The organism is Candidatus Hamiltonella defensa 5AT (Acyrthosiphon pisum) (assembly GCF_000021705.1).
GTDB lineage: Bacteria > Pseudomonadota > Gammaproteobacteria > Enterobacterales > Enterobacteriaceae > Hamiltonella > Hamiltonella defendens.
Genome location: NC_012751.1, coordinates 2,044,512 through 2,065,212, shown reverse-complemented (window position 1 = coordinate 2,065,212; position 20,701 = coordinate 2,044,512). Strand labels below are relative to the sequence as shown.

The 20,701-nt window shown below is 39.4% G+C and carries 17 protein-coding genes, 1 tRNA gene and 2 pseudogenes; 10 read left to right on the top strand and 10 right to left on the bottom strand.

Annotated elements, in window-relative coordinates; genetic code table 11:
* Nucleotides 1-21: 21 nt before the first annotated feature.
* From HDEF_RS13450 to HDEF_RS13440, 3 genes are all read left to right on the top strand, one after another.
* On the top strand, nucleotides 22-1,287 hold the full coding sequence (locus HDEF_RS13450; protein ID WP_015874556.1) for a C80 family cysteine peptidase: 1,266 nt from the start codon (nucleotides 22-24) through the stop codon (nucleotides 1,285-1,287).
* Between the two features lie 166 nt (nucleotides 1,288-1,453).
* A complete protein-coding gene (locus tag HDEF_RS13445; protein ID WP_015874554.1) occupies nucleotides 1,454-3,364 on the top strand; it encodes a hypothetical protein in 1,911 nt (636 codons plus the stop codon).
* Between the two features lie 448 nt (nucleotides 3,365-3,812).
* Nucleotides 3,813-5,336, top strand: coding sequence for a calcium-binding protein (locus HDEF_RS13440; protein WP_015874553.1), 1,524 nt, complete (start codon nucleotides 3,813-3,815; stop codon nucleotides 5,334-5,336).
* 110 nt (nucleotides 5,337-5,446) lie between these two features.
* On the opposite strand, the gene HDEF_RS10280 is transcribed toward HDEF_RS13440, so the two are convergent.
* Nucleotides 5,447-5,938, bottom strand: a complete 492-nt coding sequence (locus HDEF_RS10280; RefSeq protein WP_015874552.1) for a hypothetical protein — start codon at nucleotides 5,936-5,938, stop codon at nucleotides 5,447-5,449.
* Nucleotides 5,939-6,177: 239 nt separating this feature from the next.
* Here HDEF_RS10280 and pdxJ point away from each other — a divergent pair, with 239 nt between their 5' ends.
* The 3 genes from pdxJ to HDEF_RS10265 all read left to right on the top strand — a co-directional run bounded on the left by pdxJ (nucleotide 6,178) and on the right by HDEF_RS10265 (nucleotide 7,509).
* Nucleotides 6,178-6,906 carry a pyridoxine 5'-phosphate synthase gene (pdxJ, locus tag HDEF_RS10275; RefSeq protein ID WP_015874551.1) on the top strand — a complete coding sequence of 243 codons (729 nt, stop codon included), beginning with the start codon at nucleotides 6,178-6,180 and terminating at the stop codon, nucleotides 6,904-6,906.
* Nucleotides 6,906-7,286 (top strand): holo-ACP synthase, encoded by a 381-nt coding sequence (gene acpS / locus HDEF_RS10270; RefSeq protein ID WP_015874550.1) that lies wholly within the window; start codon nucleotides 6,906-6,908, stop codon nucleotides 7,284-7,286. The genes pdxJ and acpS overlap by 1 nt, the downstream gene beginning before the upstream one ends.
* A 133-nt stretch (nucleotides 7,287-7,419) precedes the next feature.
* A tRNA-Ser gene (locus HDEF_RS10265) sits at nucleotides 7,420-7,509 on the top strand.
* A 198-nt stretch (nucleotides 7,510-7,707) separates the two neighbouring features.
* Here HDEF_RS10265 and HDEF_RS10260 read toward each other — a convergent pair.
* The 6 genes from HDEF_RS10260 to HDEF_RS10235 form a co-directional block, all read right to left on the bottom strand.
* On the bottom strand, nucleotides 7,708-8,883 hold the full coding sequence (locus HDEF_RS10260) for a RhoGAP domain-containing protein (protein WP_015874549.1): 1,176 nt from the start codon (nucleotides 8,881-8,883) through the stop codon (nucleotides 7,708-7,710).
* A gap of 199 nt (nucleotides 8,884-9,082) precedes the next feature.
* A complete protein-coding gene (fur, locus tag HDEF_RS10255; RefSeq protein ID WP_015874548.1) occupies nucleotides 9,083-9,535 on the bottom strand; it encodes a ferric iron uptake transcriptional regulator in 453 nt (150 codons plus the stop codon).
* Nucleotides 9,536-9,624: 89 nt separating this feature from the next.
* Nucleotides 9,625-10,161 carry a flavodoxin FldA gene (gene fldA / locus HDEF_RS10250; protein ID WP_015874547.1) on the bottom strand — a complete coding sequence of 179 codons (537 nt, stop codon included), beginning with the start codon at nucleotides 10,159-10,161 and terminating at the stop codon, nucleotides 9,625-9,627.
* 334 nt (nucleotides 10,162-10,495) lie between these two features.
* Nucleotides 10,496-11,473 carry a TIGR01777 family oxidoreductase gene (locus HDEF_RS10245; protein WP_048901581.1) on the bottom strand — a complete coding sequence of 326 codons (978 nt, stop codon included), beginning with the start codon at nucleotides 11,471-11,473 and terminating at the stop codon, nucleotides 10,496-10,498.
* A gap of 653 nt (nucleotides 11,474-12,126) precedes the next feature.
* Nucleotides 12,127-12,528, bottom strand: a complete 402-nt coding sequence (locus HDEF_RS10240) for an IS3 family transposase (RefSeq protein WP_015873612.1) — start codon at nucleotides 12,526-12,528, stop codon at nucleotides 12,127-12,129.
* 216 nt (nucleotides 12,529-12,744) lie between these two features.
* The gene (locus HDEF_RS10235; RefSeq protein WP_015873611.1) at nucleotides 12,745-13,044 is read right to left on the bottom strand and encodes an IS3 family transposase; all 300 of its coding nucleotides are present in this window, start codon (nucleotides 13,042-13,044) and stop codon (nucleotides 12,745-12,747) included.
* Nucleotides 13,045-13,161: 117 nt separating this feature from the next.
* Between HDEF_RS10235 and HDEF_RS13935 the strand changes: the two are divergent.
* A pseudogene (locus HDEF_RS13935) lies at nucleotides 13,162-13,278 on the top strand (BRO-N domain-containing protein); the annotation flags it as partial.
* Between the two features lie 217 nt (nucleotides 13,279-13,495).
* Complete coding sequence (locus HDEF_RS12670; RefSeq protein ID WP_015873964.1) at nucleotides 13,496-13,759, top strand: phage integrase Arm DNA-binding domain-containing protein; 264 nt, start codon at nucleotides 13,496-13,498, stop codon at nucleotides 13,757-13,759.
* A gap of 551 nt (nucleotides 13,760-14,310) precedes the next feature.
* Here the strand turns inward: HDEF_RS12670 and HDEF_RS13850 are convergent.
* A pseudogene (locus tag HDEF_RS13850) lies at nucleotides 14,311-14,968 on the bottom strand (IS5 family transposase); the annotation flags it as partial.
* A gap of 262 nt (nucleotides 14,969-15,230) precedes the next feature.
* Here HDEF_RS13850 and HDEF_RS10215 point away from each other — a divergent pair.
* Both HDEF_RS10215 and hemE read left to right on the top strand, forming a co-directional pair.
* Entirely contained in the window at nucleotides 15,231-16,337 is a 1,107-nt protein-coding gene (locus tag HDEF_RS10215) for a porin (protein ID WP_015874539.1), read from the top strand.
* 163 nt (nucleotides 16,338-16,500) lie between these two features.
* Nucleotides 16,501-17,571, top strand: coding sequence for a uroporphyrinogen decarboxylase (hemE, locus tag HDEF_RS10210; RefSeq protein ID WP_015874538.1), 1,071 nt, complete (start codon nucleotides 16,501-16,503; stop codon nucleotides 17,569-17,571).
* Nucleotides 17,572-17,658: 87 nt separating this feature from the next.
* On the opposite strand, the gene prfC is transcribed toward hemE, so the two are convergent.
* On the bottom strand, nucleotides 17,659-19,245 hold the full coding sequence (prfC, locus tag HDEF_RS10205; protein WP_015874537.1) for a peptide chain release factor 3: 1,587 nt from the start codon (nucleotides 19,243-19,245) through the stop codon (nucleotides 17,659-17,661).
* Between the two features lie 576 nt (nucleotides 19,246-19,821).
* Nucleotides 19,822-20,688 (bottom strand): 23S rRNA pseudouridine(2605) synthase RluB, encoded by an 867-nt coding sequence (gene rluB / locus HDEF_RS10200; protein ID WP_015874536.1) that lies wholly within the window; start codon nucleotides 20,686-20,688, stop codon nucleotides 19,822-19,824.
* Nucleotides 20,689-20,701 lie beyond the last annotated feature (13 nt).

The window sequence follows — 20,701 nt, the reverse complement described above, 5'->3', positions numbered from 1 at the left end:
TTTTAAGGATGAAAAATAACCATGCCCCAAGATCAATTCCCCCCACATTCTTTTATCATTCATGATCAATCTGACAGTCATATTCGTCGTACTAAACGAAATACGAATGAACTGGTACCCTTTGTATCCGTTAAACAATGGAAGATTCAGCCTGTCATCACAAGGCCGGCACTATCTGGTGGTTTGACCCGATATGCGGGACAACTCATTATTCAGCTACAAGATGACGATACTGTGCTTAAGGCTGCAGTAAATCTCACTGAAAAACACCCAGGCTCAGTTTTAGTCCAACTGGATAAACGCAATAATTATCGTGTATTACATGGCTCTCCAAATACGCTTCAAGGCAAATTGCGTTGGCAATTAGTCGGCCACGGCAGTAGGCCTCGTGCTCTCTCTCGCTCTCGCTCTATTGGATCCTTCTCTGGTATGAAGCCTGCCAGTTTAGCCAGGCTTTTAAAAGATTTTAACCAAAAATTTAACCAGATACATGGTATTAAAATGATTCCAAATCGCATCAGTTTAGTGGGATGTCAACTGATGAGTCACAAACGCAAAAATTTTGCCACTCAATTTGCCAGGGAGATAAAGCGCCAGGGTATTCAGGCGGAGATATCGGCCAGAACACAAACACTCTATGTTTCTGGTGTTGGTAGAAAGTTTACCGATAATACGAGATCACAGGGAGCGACTCAGACGGCAGGGGATACAATTCTATTAGGCTGGAATAAAAATGGAGAGCTGATACAGAAGAAGCACAGCAGCGCTTTTCGGTTGTTATCTCCTGTATTGGATGATTGGTCACCCCAGAATTTTACTGATCCCAAAATAAAAAGTGAAAAATTCAGGTATCTTGTTTATGCTTCTTCAATTCAAGATTTAATTTTTCGCACAGGCATTTTTTCAAAAAATAAAGATATTAAAGATACATTTAAGCAATCTGATTTTATTTCATCCAGTATCATGTCAAATGACACAATCAGAGGCTATTCGGTGGGATTGATATTGCAGGTCCCCAACCAGAATATTTTAGCTGCCGCACCACACGAAGCCATTGTTGAGCCTAATTTAGAAAATTTAGTCAAGCAATTTGGTGACCAGGCCTCCCGCATAAAAATAAATTTGCTTAAAAAATTCAAAGAATTGACTAACGGCGAGACAACATTAACTCGCACAGACAACACCACTCTCCTTGAGTTAACACGCAACGGTCTATTATCAAATCAATTATTTTCTTATCCACAACGAGTCGCCACGCCAGATACCATTATCAATAGAACCCTCTGAGGATCAACAGGTTTCATCCTCAGCGTCTCTTTTATCGAAAAATATTAATATATTACGTGAGTCGGCTGGAAACGTTGCCAAAGAATTAGGGATTCCATTAAAGGTCATCAAAATCTCTCATCACACTGATGATACTAGTGGTCATCAAAGAGATACGACAACAAAAATGAATCAAGAAAGTTCGATACATCTTTCAGAGACTATACGTAATAAAAAAGATCCCGGATCTTCTTTAAACGAGAAGTTAAAACGAGTTTCAGTCTTGGTGAATGATATTTCTTCCGACAAGTGGACCTCATTTAGTAAAAATGATCTCAAACTATTAATGGATTTTTTTCACTCTCCCTCAGGAGAACTCGATTGGAAAAAATTTTACCAGACATCCTCTGATCCCCTGCTTTATTCTCAATTTATGGGTCAGGTACAAAGTTTGAGGCAATTAAGTGAAACTCATGATCAATTCATTCGATCAACAGGGCAGACTGCTTTAAAACGGACTGCTGAGTGGGAAATTTTTATCGTCGAAAATATGGTCAATTGGAAAGAACGGATACAGCTATACAGTAATATGAGTGGATTTCACGCTAGAATTCATTCTTGTATGCAAACGATTTATATAGGTGATGGCAGTATATTGGCGCAACAAAAAGCCCAAAAAGTGAGTTTGGCTTATTTAAGCGTACTCAGTCTGGATGATAGAGAGTTACGTTTAAAATTACTGAATCAATTTCAAATTCATGCTGGGATAAATCAACAGGAAATATTTTTTCAAATCGATAATAACGACGAAAAAACTTTGGTGAGCCTGATTAATCAGCTAAAAGCAGAGTCTGCTTTTGTTGCAAAAGGCTCACAGAATATCTATCAATTTTTTGAAACATTGGCTAATGAAACACAAGGGTATTATCAGCTGCGTATGGGTAAAAATATCTTAACGATAGCGAAACGCAAGATTGGATATGAAAAAACAAATTGGTATGTCTATGATGCTAATTTTGGTGAAATATGCGTTACCACTGATAATTTTCAAAAAATCAATATTCCCCTTAGAACAATGTTAATTGAGTACTTAATGCGCTTAAGGGATGCGCCTCAAAAAGACGGGTTATTTGTATTTGATGTTTATCAGTTGAATCTTGACAAAATTTCAAAATCTATTCCTTTTCAAAACCTGGAAAGCTTTATCAGAGACACGGATGTGTTATCAGATCGTTCTTTGAATCAGAAGCATAAATCCCAGAAAAACAGGGGCAGTTTAGGTGTTTCAAACACATATCATGCCATCGATAAGTTGGGCCAGGCAACACAGGCTCTTTCTTGGATCGGATCTTTAAGATTCCTCTCTCATTACTCTCGGCGTCGTTCTTCTGGTCAATTAATGGAATCTGAAAAACAAGCGCTGGATTTAGAGGCGAAGCTGGTTATGGCGGGTCTTTTTTATGATGCGGGGGGGGCTATTTTAGAGTTGGGTTTTAGAAAACTGGGCTCTCACCTTATTCAAAAGCTTTCTTATCAATCCGCTCAGATTTTTGCTTCTAGAATGAAACTTTTTCGGTATGCAGCGGGACTGAAACTGGCTCAATATGGAGGATCTATTTTAAATATTCTGGGCGCTTTTTTTGATATTTATCAAATCGATATAGCAGCCAGTAAACTTAAAACAGAAACTGACCCTGATATCCAACAAGATTTAAAGGTCAGTATTGGCCTTTCTTCTTTAGGCGCTTCGAGCAGCGTCATAAGCGGCTTGGGATTATTAGCCCTAAGCGGGAAAATGGCATTAGCGGCCGGCACTATTGGTATCGCCTTGGGGATTTTAACCGCTGTAGTTGGGAGAATATATTACTCAGCTCGTGAAATTGAAAAAATAGAGAGCTACACTAAATTGACATTGTTAGAAAAATTACTCACTGGCCTGTTTCATTTTTTGGGCGCAGAAATTGACGTAGAGGTCACCAATAAGGTCAACAAAGCAGCAACAGCAGAAGAGGCTAAAAAAAATATTCATCACCAGTTAAGAGCAAATTTTCAATCATTATTGAACTCAGATGATGAAATAGAGTCGGGTCTATTATAGTACAGGACCCATAATTCTGGAGGAGTATCACTATAAAAAATTAACAGGAAAAAATTTAGCTTCAAGAAGGAGCATTCAACATACATTAAATCTGCAATATCCAGCCAATCAAACCATAAGAGACAAAATATTACCCTCTGAAGCTCCAGCCATCCTGTCACACTATAAAGGCCGTGTAATAAAAACGGGGAGCAATCAAACTATTTATTTTGATCTCGCTTTAGAAAACAGTGAGTACACATTTTATGACATCAAAGGGCTTTCACCTACTGACGACAAGATAGTTCTTCATACCGATTCTGATTCTGATTCTGATTCTGATTCCGATAAAAATGGTACTTTTTCTGTCAAAAGACCGATAGAACCTTCAAGGTCTTTATCACCCTCTGTTTCTATTATAAAAACAAACAGACTCGATTCTACAACAGCGGATAAGATTTATTTTTTTTTGGGCGCGGGAAACGATAAAGTGGTAGGTCATAGCCAAAAAAGAAATATTTTTGACATCGGTGATGGTATCAAAAATTTTAAGGGAGGCAATGAATCTGATACTTTTATCTTTACTGGAACTATTGTGCCCGATAAACCGAGCGTATTGGATGGCGTGAAGGGTTTTGATTTTTTGATAGCAAACACAAAGCCGTCACAATCACAAGGCGGATACTATATTCATTTGAAGGAAGAGTACTTTGGTTTCACTGATTCGTCGCAAAAAATAGCCATATTAAAAAATATTCATAACGTAGAGACCTGTTCAGAAACAGACGATGTTATTTTGGGCAACAATCAACCCAATATTCTTAATGGAAATGGAGGGTATGATAAATTGATGGGTTTTTATGGCAATGATATTTTAGTGTCGCAGGCCGGTGAGCTTGATGGAGGAGAAGGCACAGATTTTTATCGTATTTTACAAAATACACGTTCTGATGACGCGACACTAATCATCAAAGAAGAAAATAACCCAGAAGAATTTAGCCCTGTTTTTTTAGATTATACGGTGAACCAGATCATCAGTATTAAAAGGATCAAACAAGATGTATTCATTGAATTACGAAATAAAAATAGCAGCATAACCACGCTGACATTGTCTGATCTCTATATTTTTTCAACTCAACAGCAAAAAGGAACTTTAACCGCCCAATATATTTTTTATACCCAGGATGGCATGATTTTTACAGGTCTGCCTTCTGAAATCACGTTCAATTTCGATAACGAAGAACCGGAACCCCTCACCTTAATAGCGCAATATGTTCCAAATTTTGATAAAAAATGTCACCTTCCTAAAACTGACAGTGAAGAAACGCCGTTAATCATTCAGAAAATGTCCTATCAGCACACACCCGGGGTGATCGCACTCAAAGATGAAAAAAAAATATTGCCGGATTTTTTGAAATTAGTCCCGCAAGAAAGTGGGTTTGATGATGATTTACAAGGAGATGATCTCAGCAACATTTTACTGAGTACAACAGGTCAAGATAGATTAGAAGGAAAAGGAGGAAGAGATATTTACGTCGTCGAAGACAGGCCGATAGCAAGAGAGGTGCGCATTGATAATTATGATGCCCCTGCAACGGGCGACCCTGAGCAGGACATTTTGCTTTTGCCTTTTTCACTGAAAGAGATTGCAATAACACAAGAAGAGGACGATGTGATAGTGAGTCATTTCAATTCACCTGCAGAACATGTTACGCTACGTCTGATAAATTTTATGCTAGATAAAACCTATAGGCATCTTTCCGTTGTGGACAAAGAAGGAGCTGTGCACACAGTGAGCATCAACTTTCGGGATGAGGCCGGTCTCATTTCATATCAACTGTTCCCCAACCTCAAATTGAAAAACGAGTTTAATCACCTGAATCACCTAAATCAATTGAGGCAAATCACTTCTGAATTTTCAGAGATAGAGGAAGTCTTTCATGTCCCTGGAGACAAAGTTTTGCAGACAGTGACACCGGTGATTTCATCTTGAACTCTCTGCTTCACCTTTAGGGTGGAACCCTCTGATGTGATGAGAATATGAAAAAAGAGGATAATAAATATCCTCTTTACCTTGATCATTTGGAGCGCTGTTAATTTTTATTAATCAAATTTTCCAAATTTTTCACAAAATGCACGCGCAATTTCTTCAAGTATGTTTTTTTGCCGCATCTCCAAAAGCTCTTTATTGCGTTTTTTGTTATTAATATCTTTTTCTAATTCCTTTATTTTTTTATCAAGATTCTTCTGAGTACCAGAAATTCTTCCCTGTAATCCTGAAATCTTTGTAGTCTTTTCCTGATCACTTTTACTGAAAGAGACTTTTTTTCGGGAATATTTTCCATCTAACTCGCTCTTGTGAACACCTAACTCTTTCTGTAAACCTCTTGCATTCTTCAAGTTTTCTTCAAGAGTGGTGAGTTCTTGTTCTTCTTTTTTTTTGGGAGTGAGTGCTTGAGTGCTACTATTACTCAAGGACTTGATTTGTGATGTAAAAGATTTTTTTTGTTTTCCCAATTCATAGAATTCCTTTTCTAAAGCATTTGTTTTTGCAGCTAAAGCGCTTGTACTGTTTGATGATCTAAATATAGCCATGATTTTTTATCTATTTTTTAATTTGAAAAGAATTTCTTAGTTAGTAAGAATTATTAATGAAAAGAAATATAAACTGTATAAAAATAAAAAAATATCAATAAACGCTCATTTTATGGGGATCAGTGGTTTTAACTGAGATGGCCATTCTAGAGATGGCGATCAATAAGTGACATTAAAGTGACGGTAACGTTAAAATACCCGCCTTATTTATGCTTTTATTTTTAATCAGAGAAACATCAATGAAAGATCTCCTGTTGGGTGTCAATATTGATCATGTTGCCACGCTGAGAAATGCCCGAAGATCCGTTTATCCCGATCCCGTTCAAGCGGCTTTTATTGCGGAACAAGCAGGCGCCGATGGCATTACGGTACATTTGCGCGAAGATAGACGGCATATCACAGAACGCGATCTTCACCTTTTATCTCAAACGATTCAGACACGTTTAAATTTAGAAATGGCGGTCACAAATGAAATGCGAGAGATGGCTTATGCCATCAAACCGTATTCCTGTTGCCTGGTGCCCGAAAAACGAGAAGAAATTACAACAGAAGGCGGTTTGGATATGACAGTACAAACCGATAATATTGTTGAAACGATCGAGGTGTTATCAAAAGCAGGGATTGTGATATCTGTTTTTATTGATCCTGATAAGCATCAGATTGATTTGGCCGCACAAGCGAAAGCACAATATATTGAACTTCATACTGGCACTTATGCCAATGCGTCCGGCAATCAAAAAAGCAGCGAGCTCAAACGCATCGTGGATGCGGCGGCTTATGCATCTCAAAAAAAACTGAAAGTCAATGCAGGGCACGGCCTGAGTTACCATAATGTGAAAGCGATTGCGGCCATATTAGACATAGAGGAACTCAATATTGGCCATGCGATCATTGGCCGAGCACTGATCTCGGGTTTGGCGCCGGCGGTCAGCGAGATGAAAAAACTGATGAAAGAAGCGCGACAATAATGGCCATCTTGGGCATGGGCACAGATATTGTTGAAATCGCTCGCGTTCAGGCCATTATCGCCCGCAGCGGCGACAAGCTTGCTCATCGCATTTTAACTCCCCTCGAATTATCTGAATATCAACAACATCAACAGCCTGTTCGGTTTATTGCAAAGCGTTTTGCGGCTAAAGAGGCCGCAGCGAAGGCACTAGGAACGGGCTTTCGCAATGGCCTGGAATTGAGGCATTTTCAAGTGATTCATGACGAACTTGGAAAACCACATTTACTGGTATCAGATAAAGCCAATGAGATGGCGGTCAGGCTCAGCGTTAAATCCTGGCATCTTTCGATATCAGATGAAAGGCACTATGCAATAGCATTGGTGATCGTTGAAGGGTGAAACTCAAATTTGGACAATGAAAGAAACAGAAAAACGTAACAGGCCGAGGTTTTAAGTCAGACCGAACAAATAATTCTTGACCCTAATAAAGAGGATCCCTATATTACGCCGGCATTAGAAAAGTGTCATGAACGGTGAGGTGTCTGAGTGGCTGAAGGAGCACGCCTGGAAAGCGTGTATATGCGAAAGCGTATCGAGGGTTCGAATCCCTCTCTCACCGCCAAATCATGTATCACTGAAAAATACCTCTGTAACAATCAATCAACATGACGTTTCCAAATCCCCAACTATATATTCGCCTCTGACATATCTACTACAGCCGTAGTTCAATTTTCGGCTTATTGGCCTTGAAAGCATCTATATCTCGTCGGAGAGGTCACTTATAGACAGAAAAATAATAGCGTATGAAGGTTTAATTTAACTATAGGCTTGTAATAGTTATATTAGTGAAAATTGCTTCTAAAGTATCTTTGTGAAGAATTTTTTCAATCATTTTAGGTATTTCTTTAGATTGTTCCAGCAACAAATTTGGGTTTCCAGATTCACATTTAATAAGATTTGGAATACATGTTGTGAAAGATGTTACATTAAATTTGCTATTCTCATTATTGGATGCTTTTTCGAAAAATTTGCCTAACGTTTTAAGTATCATCAAGAATTCTTCTGGATACTTAGAGTTGATTATCTTAGAGAGCTCTTCCCCTATTTCCTTATGGGTTATTTTATTAGAGAGTATTGTTTGAACCTCTTCATATTTTAAAGGGGTGACTCTTTCCATAATTCTTTTAAAAAAACCAATCGCAGTGTCTCGATTATCGATTTTATCAATATCAACTTTCTCACCAGAATTAACCTGTTGTGTAAGCTCATTAAGGTGTGAAGAAGAACCTGATTCCCTAAATAATCCATCCAAACCTTCAGTTTTTATAAGTTCATCTATTTTTTTTAATAATTCGTTCAGAGTGTCTTTGCTTACGGTTTTACCTCCAGCAATTTCGGTTTTTGAAATCGTTGTCGCATCATTACTTTTGGTTTTGGTGCGTGGAAAACAACTCCGAAATAAAAAAGAAAAGACCTCTTTTATACCCTGCCATAATCGGGATAATTTATTTTTTTTCTGTGCTGAGACTGTTTCTGGACGCTCTTCTTGTTGTTGTACTGGTTCGCTTACCTGTGCTGAAGATGCCGGTGGGAATTCGATTGGTCTTGGTTTTCTGAATTCGAACTTGTTTTCTTTTTCTATCTTGGGGTTGGCAGTTGATGATGAGCTTGCACCAGTGGGTTTAAACGTCCTGAAGTCAGAACGAAACACCCACGCTTCTTTTGTACTTTCGATTTTTTCTCTTGTTACCGTTATTTTTCCTCCTTCTCCTCCTTCTTCTCTTTTTGTTAATTTTGAAGATGCTTCTGCGCTTTGACGAGACCCCGGATTCTTTGTTGTATTTTTAACAGCTTTAACAGCTGTAAACAAATTAGAGCCGCTAGTGGAGTCTGGAATATGATTCAGACTTCCACATCCCTCACTGCGATGTAATGTATTTGTTTCACTGAGGTGACCAGATGAGTGGCTTCGTTGAAGAGTCGGATTTATTGACATATATTTCCCTCATTAAAACTATCAATTCATTTTTATATTAAAATTTATTAAAACATTATTTGAAATTTGGTTTTCAATATTATTCGTTGATCAAAAAATAATTTTTATAAAAACTACGGCTCAGTTCAATTCTGATAATTTTAATTGTAAAAATATAGATAAACTACTATAAATCGCTCAAAATTTTTGATTTTATTTTTTACACATCACTGTTTTTTTCTTTTAAATCTTCCTCTTTGGAACATTCGTCTCTTTCGCAATGCCCATATAAACATAAACTGCGGTCGGTTAATTTGATACCGTGCTTTTTGGAAATTTCCCGTTGACGACCTTCAATACATTTATCAAGAAACTCAATCACTTTTCCACAATCCAGGCAAATTAAGTGATTGTGATGCTGTTGTTTTATTTCAAACACACATTTCCCACCTTCAAAATGATGGCGTGTGACAATCCCCGCATCATCAAACTGATTGAGAACCCGATACACAGTTGCCAAACCGATTTTTTCATTCATATCTATCAGTTTTTTGTAGAGATCTTCCGCGCTGACATGATGACAGACTGGATCTTGCAAGATCTCCAGTATTTTTAGACGTGGGAGGGTGACTTTAAGGCCCGCTTTTTTTAAAGCTATATTATTGTCTTTCATCTCGGTTCAATCCTATACATACTGTGCTTAACTCGGGCTCTTTAGTATAACCGTATATCTCTATCTGCTCTGTGTCCTCAAGGCTTATTTTACGCCGTTTTATCCGTCTTTAATATTTCGAGCCCCAACTCTAAAGAAACCTGCTTGAGCCAGTTATCCACGCGATCTTGCGTGAGCTCACTTTGTCTATCTTCATCGATGGCTAAACCAATAAAGTGCTCATCATCGAACAGCCCTTTTGAGGCTTCAAAATAATAACCTTCGGTTGGCCAATGCCCGACAATCTTCGCCCCATGAGGCTCGATAATATCGCGTATCATCGCCATCGCATCACAAAAATATTCGGCGTAATCTTCCTGATCACCGCAACCAAATATGGCCACCGATTTATTTTTGAAATTGATCTCCTCCAGGGTTGAGAAAAAATCATCCCAGTCACATTGGGCTTCCCCGTAATACCAAGTCGGAATACCTAAAAAAAGAATATCAAAGTTTTCTAAATCTTTTTGATGACTTTTGGCGATGTCATAAACCTTCGCCTGCTCACCAAATTGCTTTTGAATCAATTTGGCAATGTTTTCAGTGTTGCCTGTGTCACTGCCAAAAAAAATACCGATATTGGACATAGTACTTATTACACCTTAATGGAATCAGTTGAATGATTTTTTAATCAATGAATTAACAAAACAATATCATATCAAAACCTCAGAATTTCTCTCACAAAAGGGATCGTGCGTTTGAGTTGTGCACGAATGGATGCTTTTCTTAATTGCCAAATTCAAATGCAAGTTTTGGACAATATCATTGTGAATGAAGATATTTTTTATTTATTCAATTTTTTATTGCAGTCTAATTCATTAATACCAATCAGTGAATTTGATGATTCAGGAGGCGAAGTTCATGGTAATTGCTGAGCATCCTCCAGATGCCCAAAAAATGAGCGACGGTTATAGTACATATTTAATCATGTTCATGAAAAATCGCTTTTTCCAACATGGGATATTGAAAAAAGAAGTTCGCTTTTTGTAAATATTCAGGAATGACTTCTTGACCAGAAAGTAATAGCTCATCGCCCATTTGCCCAAATAATAACTTAATGAAAAAAATGGGGGTTTGAAGAAAACAAGGTCGATTCAAAGCTTTTGCCATATTTTTTGCCAACTGCTTTTGTGTCACGACTTCAGGGGCAACCATATTGATTGGGCCTGAAATTGATGGAGTTTTAATGATAAGCCGTATTGCTCGCACTAAATCCTCAATGTGAATCCAGCTGATTTGCTGTTGTCCGCTACCCAGTATGCTGGCCAAGCCAAGTTGATAAGGCATTTTCAATTTTTTCAGCATGCCATGTTGTTTTTTCAAGACGACCCCAAACCGCATAAGGGTATAGTTAATTTTATTTTCTAGTTTTTTCTGGACGGTAGATTCCCATACACGAACAACTTGTTGTGAAAAACAATTTTCTTGGAGTGTTATCGGTGTGTTTTCTGTATTTTTTATTGTATTTAAACCATAAATACCGACAGCGCTGGCATTAAGGAATCGCAATGATTGTGGTGAGCTTGAATTTAATGCCCAGCTGGCCAGCTGGTCAGTAGTTTCTACACGGCTTTGTAAAATTTTTGTTTTTTGCTCGCTTGTCCAACGTTTATCAGCGATATTTTCACCACAAAGATTAATGACGATTTGATAATCCGTTGCTGACTCTGATTTCAGTCCCTTCCAGTCGACGGCATGATGTTGAGGAAAACGTCTTTTTAGCTGGTCCATATCTCGACCCAATACGGTGATCTCAAACTCATCCGAAAATGATGATACTAAACTGCTTCCAATAAAACCGGTGGCACCGGCAATCAATATTTTCATGATGGCTGTCTCTTCTTTTTCCTGTTTCAGATGGACTTTTTTATTTTTCTCGAATAAAACTCGCGCTCGCATATTTCAATTAATACGGCGATGTTAATAAAGTCATTTAAATTACGATATTCGATCCTCTAATACAAACTTATTAAAAATAATTCATTTAAAATCAATTATGTAACTTATTTTTTTGATTAAAAAACAGGCAGCAAAAGACCATGAAATGGGATAAAAGACGATATTTAAAGTGTGATTTAACAATGAGTTAAATTTTATTATGACCTGTGATTTTGCTCAAAATCAGCACATTCAGTGCTTTTTTCAATCTTTCATTTTCCAGTCACTTTCCTTTCTTAAACGCCCTTCCAGCCGGACGCCGTCATCATATAAGCAGTGAGGGCACGGCGGTCATTAAAAATGATATTTGACCCCGATGGTACCTCAGGTGTCTGCGTACTCTTTTTTCCCGATTTGATGAACCACATGGCCCCATACATGTAAATGTTCTGGTCAAATAATTTCGGAGAAAACTCAAGAAGTTTTACACCACTGAAAGTTTAAATGCTTTCATCAATGGTGTTTGGTGATCATTCACACTGTGCGGCCTGACTCGATTGTCATCATGAGTGAGGCAAGGCAGTACATGAGTTTGTGCTTGTTGAACAGTGTTGTAGCCCTACTTTGGGCGCCATTCTGACTTTAAACAGCCAAAAAAACGCGCCATGGGGGCATTATCCCAACAGTTTCCCCGGCTGTTTTATCTGATACTGCCACAGATGTGGTCGATACGATAAGCGACTATAATGACTCCCCTGGTCTGAATGAAAGAGGACATTTTTCGGTCTTCCCCGTGATTCGCAAGCTAACATGAGTGCCTGTTGAGTCAGTTGACTGTGGGGAGAAGTGGAAAAAGCCCCCCCCAGGATTTTTCTTGCATATAAGTCGAGTACAACCGAGAGATAAAGCCAGCAAGTACCGGACCAAATGTCAGTAACATCGCCACACCCCACCTGATTGGGTGCCTTGACGGTAAACTCACGATTCAAGTGTTCAGGAGCATAAACGGCTTTTTTACCACTGGGTTGATAACGAGGCTGGCGTGGCTTGCTTTCAATGCCTGCCTCACGCATCATGCTCTCCTTCCTGCTTCAGCGCGGCCGATAACGTGCGGGACCCTGCCGCGCCCCGGCTATTTCTGTGTCATTCCATCAGCCGTATTTTCAGGCGTTCACGTTCAGGGGTGCCTTTTTTCTGCCGATGACATTGATAATAGTCAGTACTTCGATTGAGGCCAAAGACATCACATCATTCTGTTTTAGGGTAATCCTCACTTCAGTCATTAATGAGGCTTATCGATTGTAAAAGTCTGACATTAAGAGAGCTGAAGCCTTTTTGAGGATATCTTTCTCCCGTTCAACCTTGCGGAGTCTGGCTTCCAGCTCTTGAATCCGTTGTTGGTCTGCTGTCATTGTTTTACCCTGGGAAATAGTTTGTCCTCTTTTTTCGCTCATTGCCCGCTTCACCCCATCACGGAGGGCGCTGATACTCACACCCATGGCTTCACTGCCTTGACGAAACGGGTAATTTTGTTCGATAACCAGATGGGCTACTTCGCGTTTCAATTCTGGTTTAAATGTTGGCTGAGACATTTTCTTGTACTTCCTTTGTTCAGTAACGCTTTCGGGATTAATTTACTGGCTGAATTCATTAAGCCAGAACACACCGTCAATTTGACGTTCAACGGAATACACAACAGCTTGTGTGAAAAAACGGTAAGAATTTTCTCCCTGTGTGGGGCGCATTTGATAGCGATGTTTGCCAACACGCCTGTCGCCAAAGAATTTCGAAAATGGTGTTTAGATATTCTCGATAAAGAAGTCGGAGTGCCAGAACACCAACCTCAATCCCCGGAAGTATTCAACGGCAACGACCTCAATAACCTGGCTTGATTCGTTTTGGAGATGAGTCACGGATTTCATGTTGACCACTCATGGCGTCACGGCATTTGGTTTGCTCTGCAATGAACGCTTTATTGGAAGCGGCGGCACATCAAACCGACAATACCTTGGCATCGACCTTATTCATGCATAAAAAACCTTAATGGAGAAAATACAGGGCCCGAACAGGAAAAACGGCCGGGACCTCTCTCCTCATCTGCATGTTCGTCATCAGGGCTACTACTGCTACCGAGACCCACGGACGGGGAAAGAATATGGATTAGGAAAGGAAAAGCGAATGGCCATCAATGAAGCCATTTCCGCCAATCGGCAGATTTGTGACGCCCCTGTGAGCCTGAACGACAGAATCAACGAAGTGAAGGCGCTCTCGATGACAGAATGGATGGAACAATTTACAAAAAAATGACAGCAACGCTCAGCTTGTATCAAATCAGGAATGAATTTAGCCTTACTTACAGGTCAAAGACTCGGAGATATCGAACGAATGCAGTGGCAAGATATTCATGATGGGAAGTGGCGGCTTCAGCAAGAAAAAACAGGGATGAAATGAGCGATACCATTAACGTTAAATGTTGGAGGCGATTGAAGAAACGGAAGCTGATCGGCCAGGTTGCATAGTGATGAAAAAAATAAAGATTGTGCGCAAAAATTATGGGGCCACCCATCGGCGAATATATAGATCAATATCGAAACAGCAGAGAAATTGTGATTTAAATTCTAAAAAAGACAAAGATAAATAATAACATGATGACTCAATTGTGATTTATTGTGACTTTTTCATTCTAATATGTTGATTTTTTATTAAAAAACTGCCGTTATATATCCGATAGCTGAAATCTTTCTATTTAATAAAAAAGTCAATCGTTATATTGATATTTATGTTGAATAAAATTTTTTATATTAATTATGGAAAAAGGAGTAGGCTCTTTTAGCATATAGGGTTGCAATTCCTCGCTATTCTTTAATTTTTGCGAAAACATGGCTATTTTTATAGAGCGCCTTATCAAACTTTCGAGGGAATTTTCTATGTTTTCTCGGGTTATCACAGATTGCATTCCCTGCTCCTTCGCTTGCTCAATGATGGCATAACTGTCATAAACCCGTTCTGACAGTCAATAATCTCCTCTTAAATCCTTGAGCAGAGAGGTAGCCGCTTTACAATCCGCCACCGTACCCGCTGTTAAAGACCCTCTGAGTGGCATTCCGTGTGCATCGAAAATCAGGTTTAACTTGCCTTTTTTCACGCCCATTCCATCGTTATCGCCCACTGTTTCTGTACCATGGAGATGAATCTTTATGTACGTCGCATCCATCATTAAACACTTCCCATCTCTTTAAAAGTCAGCTCTGAAAGAATCGATATCCATATACCTTTGTCTTTCAAACGGCAAAAACGGCGGTGCGTATTTTTCCAGTCGCTGTGATCCGGCGGCAGATCCCTCCACGGAGCGCCGATTCTGAATATCCAGAACACGGCATTAGCATTAATAAATAAGCGACCTTTGCTATCCCGCCCCACTTGCCTTTCCTACCTGGCAGAAAAGGCTCTATGTCTTTCCCAAACACTATCCGTCATTTCATGCCGGCAATGCCCTAATAAAATTAATTTATTCATTTTTAAATAAAATCACTGTTTTAATATCTCGATATTATAGCCCCCTAAAAAAAGTTCCCTAAAATTAATATTTTTTTATACTTTTACGTGTTTTTGATATAAAATGGTTTGTAATTAGTCTCGTTTTTAAACTAAATTAAGGCGGCAACAGATGCATTCTTCAAGCATGAATGACCCTGGGGCCCAGTTTTTAGCAATTGTTTGATAAAAGTAATTGTGCGCAATGGCAAGTATTAAAATAAAACTAAATGAGGTAATAAAAATGAAACGTCATCTTCTTGCAGTCATGATTCCTGTTTTATTAGCGTCCGGTACTGTAAATGCCGTAGAAATTTACAATAAAGAGGGAAATAAACTCAATTTATACGGTATGATCGATGCTCGTCATCAATTTTCTTCATATGGTGGAGAAGATGGAGATAAATCCTACATTCAGTTCGGCCTTAAAGGTGAAACTCAGATTAATCATGACATCAAGGCTTATGGGCAATGGGAATACGAAATCACAGCCAGCGATACTGAATCTCAAGGCAGCAAACGGAATAAAACACGTTTGGCTTTTGTTGGTATCGAGACTGCATATGGATCCATTGACTACGGCCGTAATTATGGCGTTTTATACGACATTGCTTCATATACGGACGTCTTACCGGTTTTTGGTGACAACTTCGCTATCACAGATAATTACATGAATAAACGGGCAACTGGTTTGCTGACTTATCGTAACAAGGACTTTTTTGGCTTGGTAGATGGGTTGAGTTTTGCCATTCAGTATCAAGGTAAAAATGAAAATGGCAGAAGAAAATCAGATGTTCCTGATAAGGAAACTTTGCAACAAAATGGCGATGGGTGGGCGGTTTCTTCTACTTATGATGTAGGCTATGGCATTGATTTTGGTGCGGGATATTCTATTTCTAATCGAACCAATCAACAAAGGAATTTGAGTCCAGGTAGACAGGCTCAAGCTTGGGATGTCGGTGCGAAGTACGACTTAAACAATATCTATTTGGCGGCGGTGTACTCAGAAACCAGAAATATGACCCCTTATGGCAATGATAGTGATTTAAAAATTGCTAAAAAAGCACAAAATATTGAATTAGTTGCTCAATATCAATTTGATTTTGGTTTGCGTCCTTCTTTGGCCTATGTTCAATCCAAGGGTAAAGGTTTAATTGTTTCAGACGAAAAAACCACAAATAAAGATTTATTAAAATATATTTCAATTGCTTCTTACTACAATTTCAACAAAAATTTCTCCACTTATGTCGATTATAAAATCAATCTGTTAAAGAAGGATGATGATTTTAATAAGCAAAATGGGATTAATACCAAAGATGTGATTGGTGCCGGTATAGTTTATCAGTTCTAAATGAGGCAGAAACCCGCCAAGGTGATTTAGGCTTTATCCTCAACACTTAAATCCTACTATAAGGCAGAGTTTTAACTCTGCCTTTAGCTTATCTGATATCCTCTCTCTTACTTGATTTTTCAAAAGCTTCCACCTTCGTAACAGAAAAATTTAAGGATTTTTGATGAAAATCTTAAAAAATGACGCTTATATTCGGGCGTTATTGCGAGAATCCGTTGATATAACGCCTGTTTGGATGATGCGTCAAGCTGGGCGCTATTTACCTGAATACAAAAAAATACGAGCGCAAGCGGGCGATTTTATGTCTCTGTGTAAAAACACACAATTGGCTTGTGAAGTCACCCTTCAGCCCTTACGTCGCTACCCATTAGATGCGGCTATTTTATTTTCTGATATTTTGACGATTCCCGATGCCATGGGATTGGGACTTTATTTTACAACAGGCGAAGGCCCAAAGTTTCATTTTCCTATTCGCATGAAAGCGGACATAGAAAAACTCCCTATTCCTGATCCAGAAAAAGAATTGCGATATGTGATGGATTTAGCACGCACTGTTCGAAAAGAATTGGCAGGCACGGTGCCTTTGATTGGATTTGCAGGCAGCCCTTGGACAATAGCGACCTATATGGTCGAAGGTGGGAGCAGCAAAATCTTCAGTCGATTGAAGGCCATGCTTTATACCGAACCGGCCACCTTGCATCTATTGTTGAATAAACTGACTCAGACTGTGATCCTCTATCTGAATGCACAAATTCAAGCAGGCGTTCAATCTATTATGATATTCGATACCTGGGGCGGGGTATTAAGCGGAGAAAATTATCGTATTTTTTCATTAAATTACATGCATCAGATTATTGAGGGCCTAACGCGGGAAAATGAAGGTTGCAAAATACCGGTGACCTTATTTACTAAAGGCGGCGGACAGTGGTTAGAAGCCATCGCAGAAACGGGTTGTGATGCGATAGGACTCGATTGGACAACCGACATTGGAGAGGCCCGTCACCGTGTAGGAGACAAGGTTGCATTACAAGGAAATATGGATCCCGCTGTTTTGTATGCCCCAGCACCTATTATTGAAAAAGAAGTCGCCTCTATTTTAGGGGCTTTTGGAAAAGGAACGGGGCATATTTTTAATTTAGGCCACGGCGTTCATCAAGACACCCCCCCAGAGCACGTGCGTATATTTGTAGATGCGGTACATCGTTTATCAAAAAATGACGCTGCGTCAGGATAGGCTTTGCTTCAAATATTCTGATGAGTTTATTGTTTCCCGGGCTGTAAAAGTTTTTAACCCCTGTTTTATTCTTGTCATTTTTACATTTCACTGTTCTCGTATTTTTCTAAAAATGATTTTGGGATGACGTTCTTGAACCATTCGAAGATTGACTAAGGTCGGCGCCAGATAGCTCAGATGATTACCTCCATCTAACGCTAAATTGTTCTCGTTTTTCTTTGTAAATTCCGCCCATTCTTTCTTCTCATAGCAAGAGACCCAACACACTGTGCAGATGTTCACCACATCATAAACTGCAGAAACATGGTATTCGTTTTTTAAACGCGAAACGACAACATCAAATTGCAGTGCTCCTACAGCACCTAAAATCATATTGTTATTCGAAAGAGGCCGAAAAATTTGTACGGCCCCTTCTTCTGACAGTTGGATCAAGCCTTTTAAAAGCTGTTTCTGTTTAAGAGGATCGCTGAGGCGAATTTGACGAAATAATTCAGGCGCGAAATGAGGAATGCCTGTAAATTTTAGGGTTTCACCTTGCGTGAAGGTATCGCCAATTTGAATGGTGCCGTGGTTATGCAAGCCAATAATATCACCAGGAAAAGAGTCTTCAGCCTGTGTGCGATCACCTGCCATAAAAGTGAGTGCATCTGAGACCATGAGCTCTTTTTGAGTACGCACTTGAAATAATTTCATGCCCTTTTTATAAGATCCAGAAACAATACGCATAAAAGCGATGCGATCTCGATGTTTCGGATCCATATTTGCCTGTATTTTAAAGATAAATCCCGTTAATTTTTCTTCTTCTGCAAACACCTTACGTTGCTCAGCTTCACGCTCTGTCGGCGATGGAGACCATGTCACCAAAGCATCCAGTATATGATCCACCCCAAAATTGCCCAGTGCAGTGCCAAAAAAAACAGGCGTCAATTGACCAGATAAAAAAGCGTTTAGATCAAATTTATGAGATGCCCCTTTGATGAGCTCAAGTTCCTGTCGTAATTGGGTTGCAACATCTTCTCCCAGGACAACTTCCAACTCAGGATTATTTAAACCCTCGATGCTCTTTATTTTTTGAATAGTGTGACCTTTTCCTGTTTGATACAGATAGGTTTTATCTTCATACAAATGATAAACACCTTTAAAATATCGGCCCGATCCCACAGGCCAAGTAATAGGCGAACAGGCAATTTTTAATTCTTTTTCTATTTCATCCAAAATATCTATGGGATCACGAATATCACGATCTAATTTATTCATGAAGGTTAAAATGGGGGTATGACGTAGCCGGGTGACTTCCATCAACTTTCGAGTCCGTTCTTCTACCCCTTTCGCGGTATCAATCACCATTAAACAGCAGTCTACTGCTGTTAAAGTGCGATAAGTGTCTTCAGAAAAATCCGCATGGCCTGGGGTATCCAGCAAGTTAATCATGCATCCTTTATAAGGAAACTGCATCACCGAAGTGGTGATGGAAATGCCTCGTTGTTTTTCTATTTCCATCCAATCGGATTTTGCGTACTGATTCGAGCCTCGGCCTTTGACCGTGCCCGCAATTTGAATGGCTTGTCCAAATAACAAGACTTTTTCTGTGATAGTGGTTTTACCTGCATCAGGATGGGAAATAATGGCTAGAGTTCTACGTTTTTGAATTTGTTTAATAAATTTTGAATTCATTAGGTCTAAACCTTAATAAACATGCATGGGCTAAGTGGTGAAAAGAATGAATAATTTCCCGATTATATAATTTTATTGAAAACAAATCTTAAACCGCTTTCTTTGTCAATGCGGGGCACATGATTAAATATTTGCCCCCTTACTCCCCTAAGCATCCCATTGAACACGCATAGGCTCACGCTAAAAGTAAAAGAAGAGAACTTCATTGTGACATCGATTCCTTGTTTGCTTGAATATATCAATGAATCATTTTTAAATCGCTTAATCATATGAGCCAGTCAGTGAATGTGAGCGCTGTGGCTGGATACAGGAAGGGGGAGAACAGATAATCCCCCTGGAATATCTCTTTAGGGATGACCTGGAAATTTTAACCATTCATTTTGGCACTGTAAAAACGCAAGGGATATCAAACCGCAGTGCCGCCTAGCTGATTCACTTGTTTTCAATATAGTGTCTTTGCGAAGGAAATGTGTTCACAAAATAATCGTTCACCGAGTGGCTCTTCTTAAGCTTCTCGACTGACGCAAATGATTCAGATTAACCCACGGACCCATGGCATTACAGTTTTCTTACAGGCTAATTTTTCTTTTTAAAACTCCGTGTAGAGGACATCACATGTCGTTTAACAGCGCGACGAATTTGACGAGGTTTAAAAAATCGCTGCTCTTTTTTTTCAATAAGCAGTGTATTGGTGATGTCTTTTTTTAACCCCACCAGCTCCCGTAAATAATGAATAGTACTGATATCCATCTCTTTCCATCCGCCACGAGGCAACCCTTTTGGCAATTTTATATCACCGTATCGTATTCGAATCAGACGGCTGACCTGTACGCCAATCGCTTCCCAGAGCCTGCGCACTTCACGATTTCGGCCTTCAGTCAGAATGACGTTGTACCAATGATTCAACCCTTCACCTCCTCCAAAGGTGACGCGACGAAAAGCAGCCATACCATCTTCTAGTTGAATGCCTTGGGTGAGCTGTTTGATGCTTGGCTCATTGACCTGTCCAAAAATGCGTGAGGCATATTCACGCTCTATTTCTTGGCTAGGATGCATCAAACGATGCGCTAACTCTCCATCCGTAGTGAATAACAGTAAACCAGACGTATTGATATCTAACCGCCCAATTCCTATCCAACGTGAATGATGTAATTTGGGAAGACGATCGAAAACAGTCGGCCGGCCTTTGGGATCTTTTCTTGTGCAAATCTCACCCTCAATTTTATAATAAGCTAAAACACGACAGGGTATTTTTTGTGGTTCTGTAATAGGAAGTATTCGCCCATCCAGGCGAATTTGGGTGGAAGGCATAACAGAAACGCGATCACCGAGTGTGGATATTTTACCATTCACACTCACAAGCCCTCGTTGGATTTTTTCTTCGATTTCTCGTCGTGAGCCATATCCACTCCGCGCTAAAATTTTTTGCAGTTTTTCACTCATAAAAAGCCTCTGT

What these genes read in the sequence shown, in the direction of transcription:
- HDEF_RS13450 (WP_015874556.1), top strand. Translation starts at nt 22, where the DNA reads ATGCCCCAAGATCAATTCCCCCCACATTCTTTTATCATTCATGATCAA.
- HDEF_RS13445 (WP_015874554.1), top strand. Translation starts at nt 1,454, where the DNA reads ATGAATCAAGAAAGTTCGATACATCTTTCAGAGACTATACGTAATAAA.
- HDEF_RS10280 (WP_015874552.1), bottom strand. Translation starts at nt 5,938, where the DNA reads ATGGCTATATTTAGATCATCAAACAGTACAAGCGCTTTAGCTGCAAAA.
- pdxJ (WP_015874551.1), top strand. Translation starts at nt 6,178, where the DNA reads ATGAAAGATCTCCTGTTGGGTGTCAATATTGATCATGTTGCCACGCTG.
- acpS (WP_015874550.1), top strand. Translation starts at nt 6,906, where the DNA reads ATGGCCATCTTGGGCATGGGCACAGATATTGTTGAAATCGCTCGCGTT.
- HDEF_RS10260 (WP_015874549.1), bottom strand. Translation starts at nt 8,883, where the DNA reads ATGTCAATAAATCCGACTCTTCAACGAAGCCACTCATCTGGTCACCTC.
- fur (WP_015874548.1), bottom strand. Translation starts at nt 9,535, where the DNA reads ATGAAAGACAATAATATAGCTTTAAAAAAAGCGGGCCTTAAAGTCACC.
- fldA (WP_015874547.1), bottom strand. Translation starts at nt 10,161, where the DNA reads ATGTCCAATATCGGTATTTTTTTTGGCAGTGACACAGGCAACACTGAA.
- HDEF_RS10245 (WP_048901581.1), bottom strand. Translation starts at nt 11,473, where the DNA reads ATGCGAGCGCGAGTTTTATTCGAGAAAAATAAAAAAGTCCATCTGAAA.
- HDEF_RS10240 (WP_015873612.1), bottom strand. Translation starts at nt 12,528, where the DNA reads ATGATGCGTGAGGCAGGCATTGAAAGCAAGCCACGCCAGCCTCGTTAT.
- HDEF_RS10235 (WP_015873611.1), bottom strand. Translation starts at nt 13,044, where the DNA reads ATGTCTCAGCCAACATTTAAACCAGAATTGAAACGCGAAGTAGCCCAT.
- HDEF_RS12670 (WP_015873964.1), top strand. Translation starts at nt 13,496, where the DNA reads ATGGAGAAAATACAGGGCCCGAACAGGAAAAACGGCCGGGACCTCTCT.
- HDEF_RS10215 (WP_015874539.1), top strand. Translation starts at nt 15,231, where the DNA reads ATGAAACGTCATCTTCTTGCAGTCATGATTCCTGTTTTATTAGCGTCC.
- hemE (WP_015874538.1), top strand. Translation starts at nt 16,501, where the DNA reads ATGAAAATCTTAAAAAATGACGCTTATATTCGGGCGTTATTGCGAGAA.
- prfC (WP_015874537.1), bottom strand. Translation starts at nt 19,245, where the DNA reads ATGAATTCAAAATTTATTAAACAAATTCAAAAACGTAGAACTCTAGCC.
- rluB (WP_015874536.1), bottom strand. Translation starts at nt 20,688, where the DNA reads ATGAGTGAAAAACTGCAAAAAATTTTAGCGCGGAGTGGATATGGCTCA.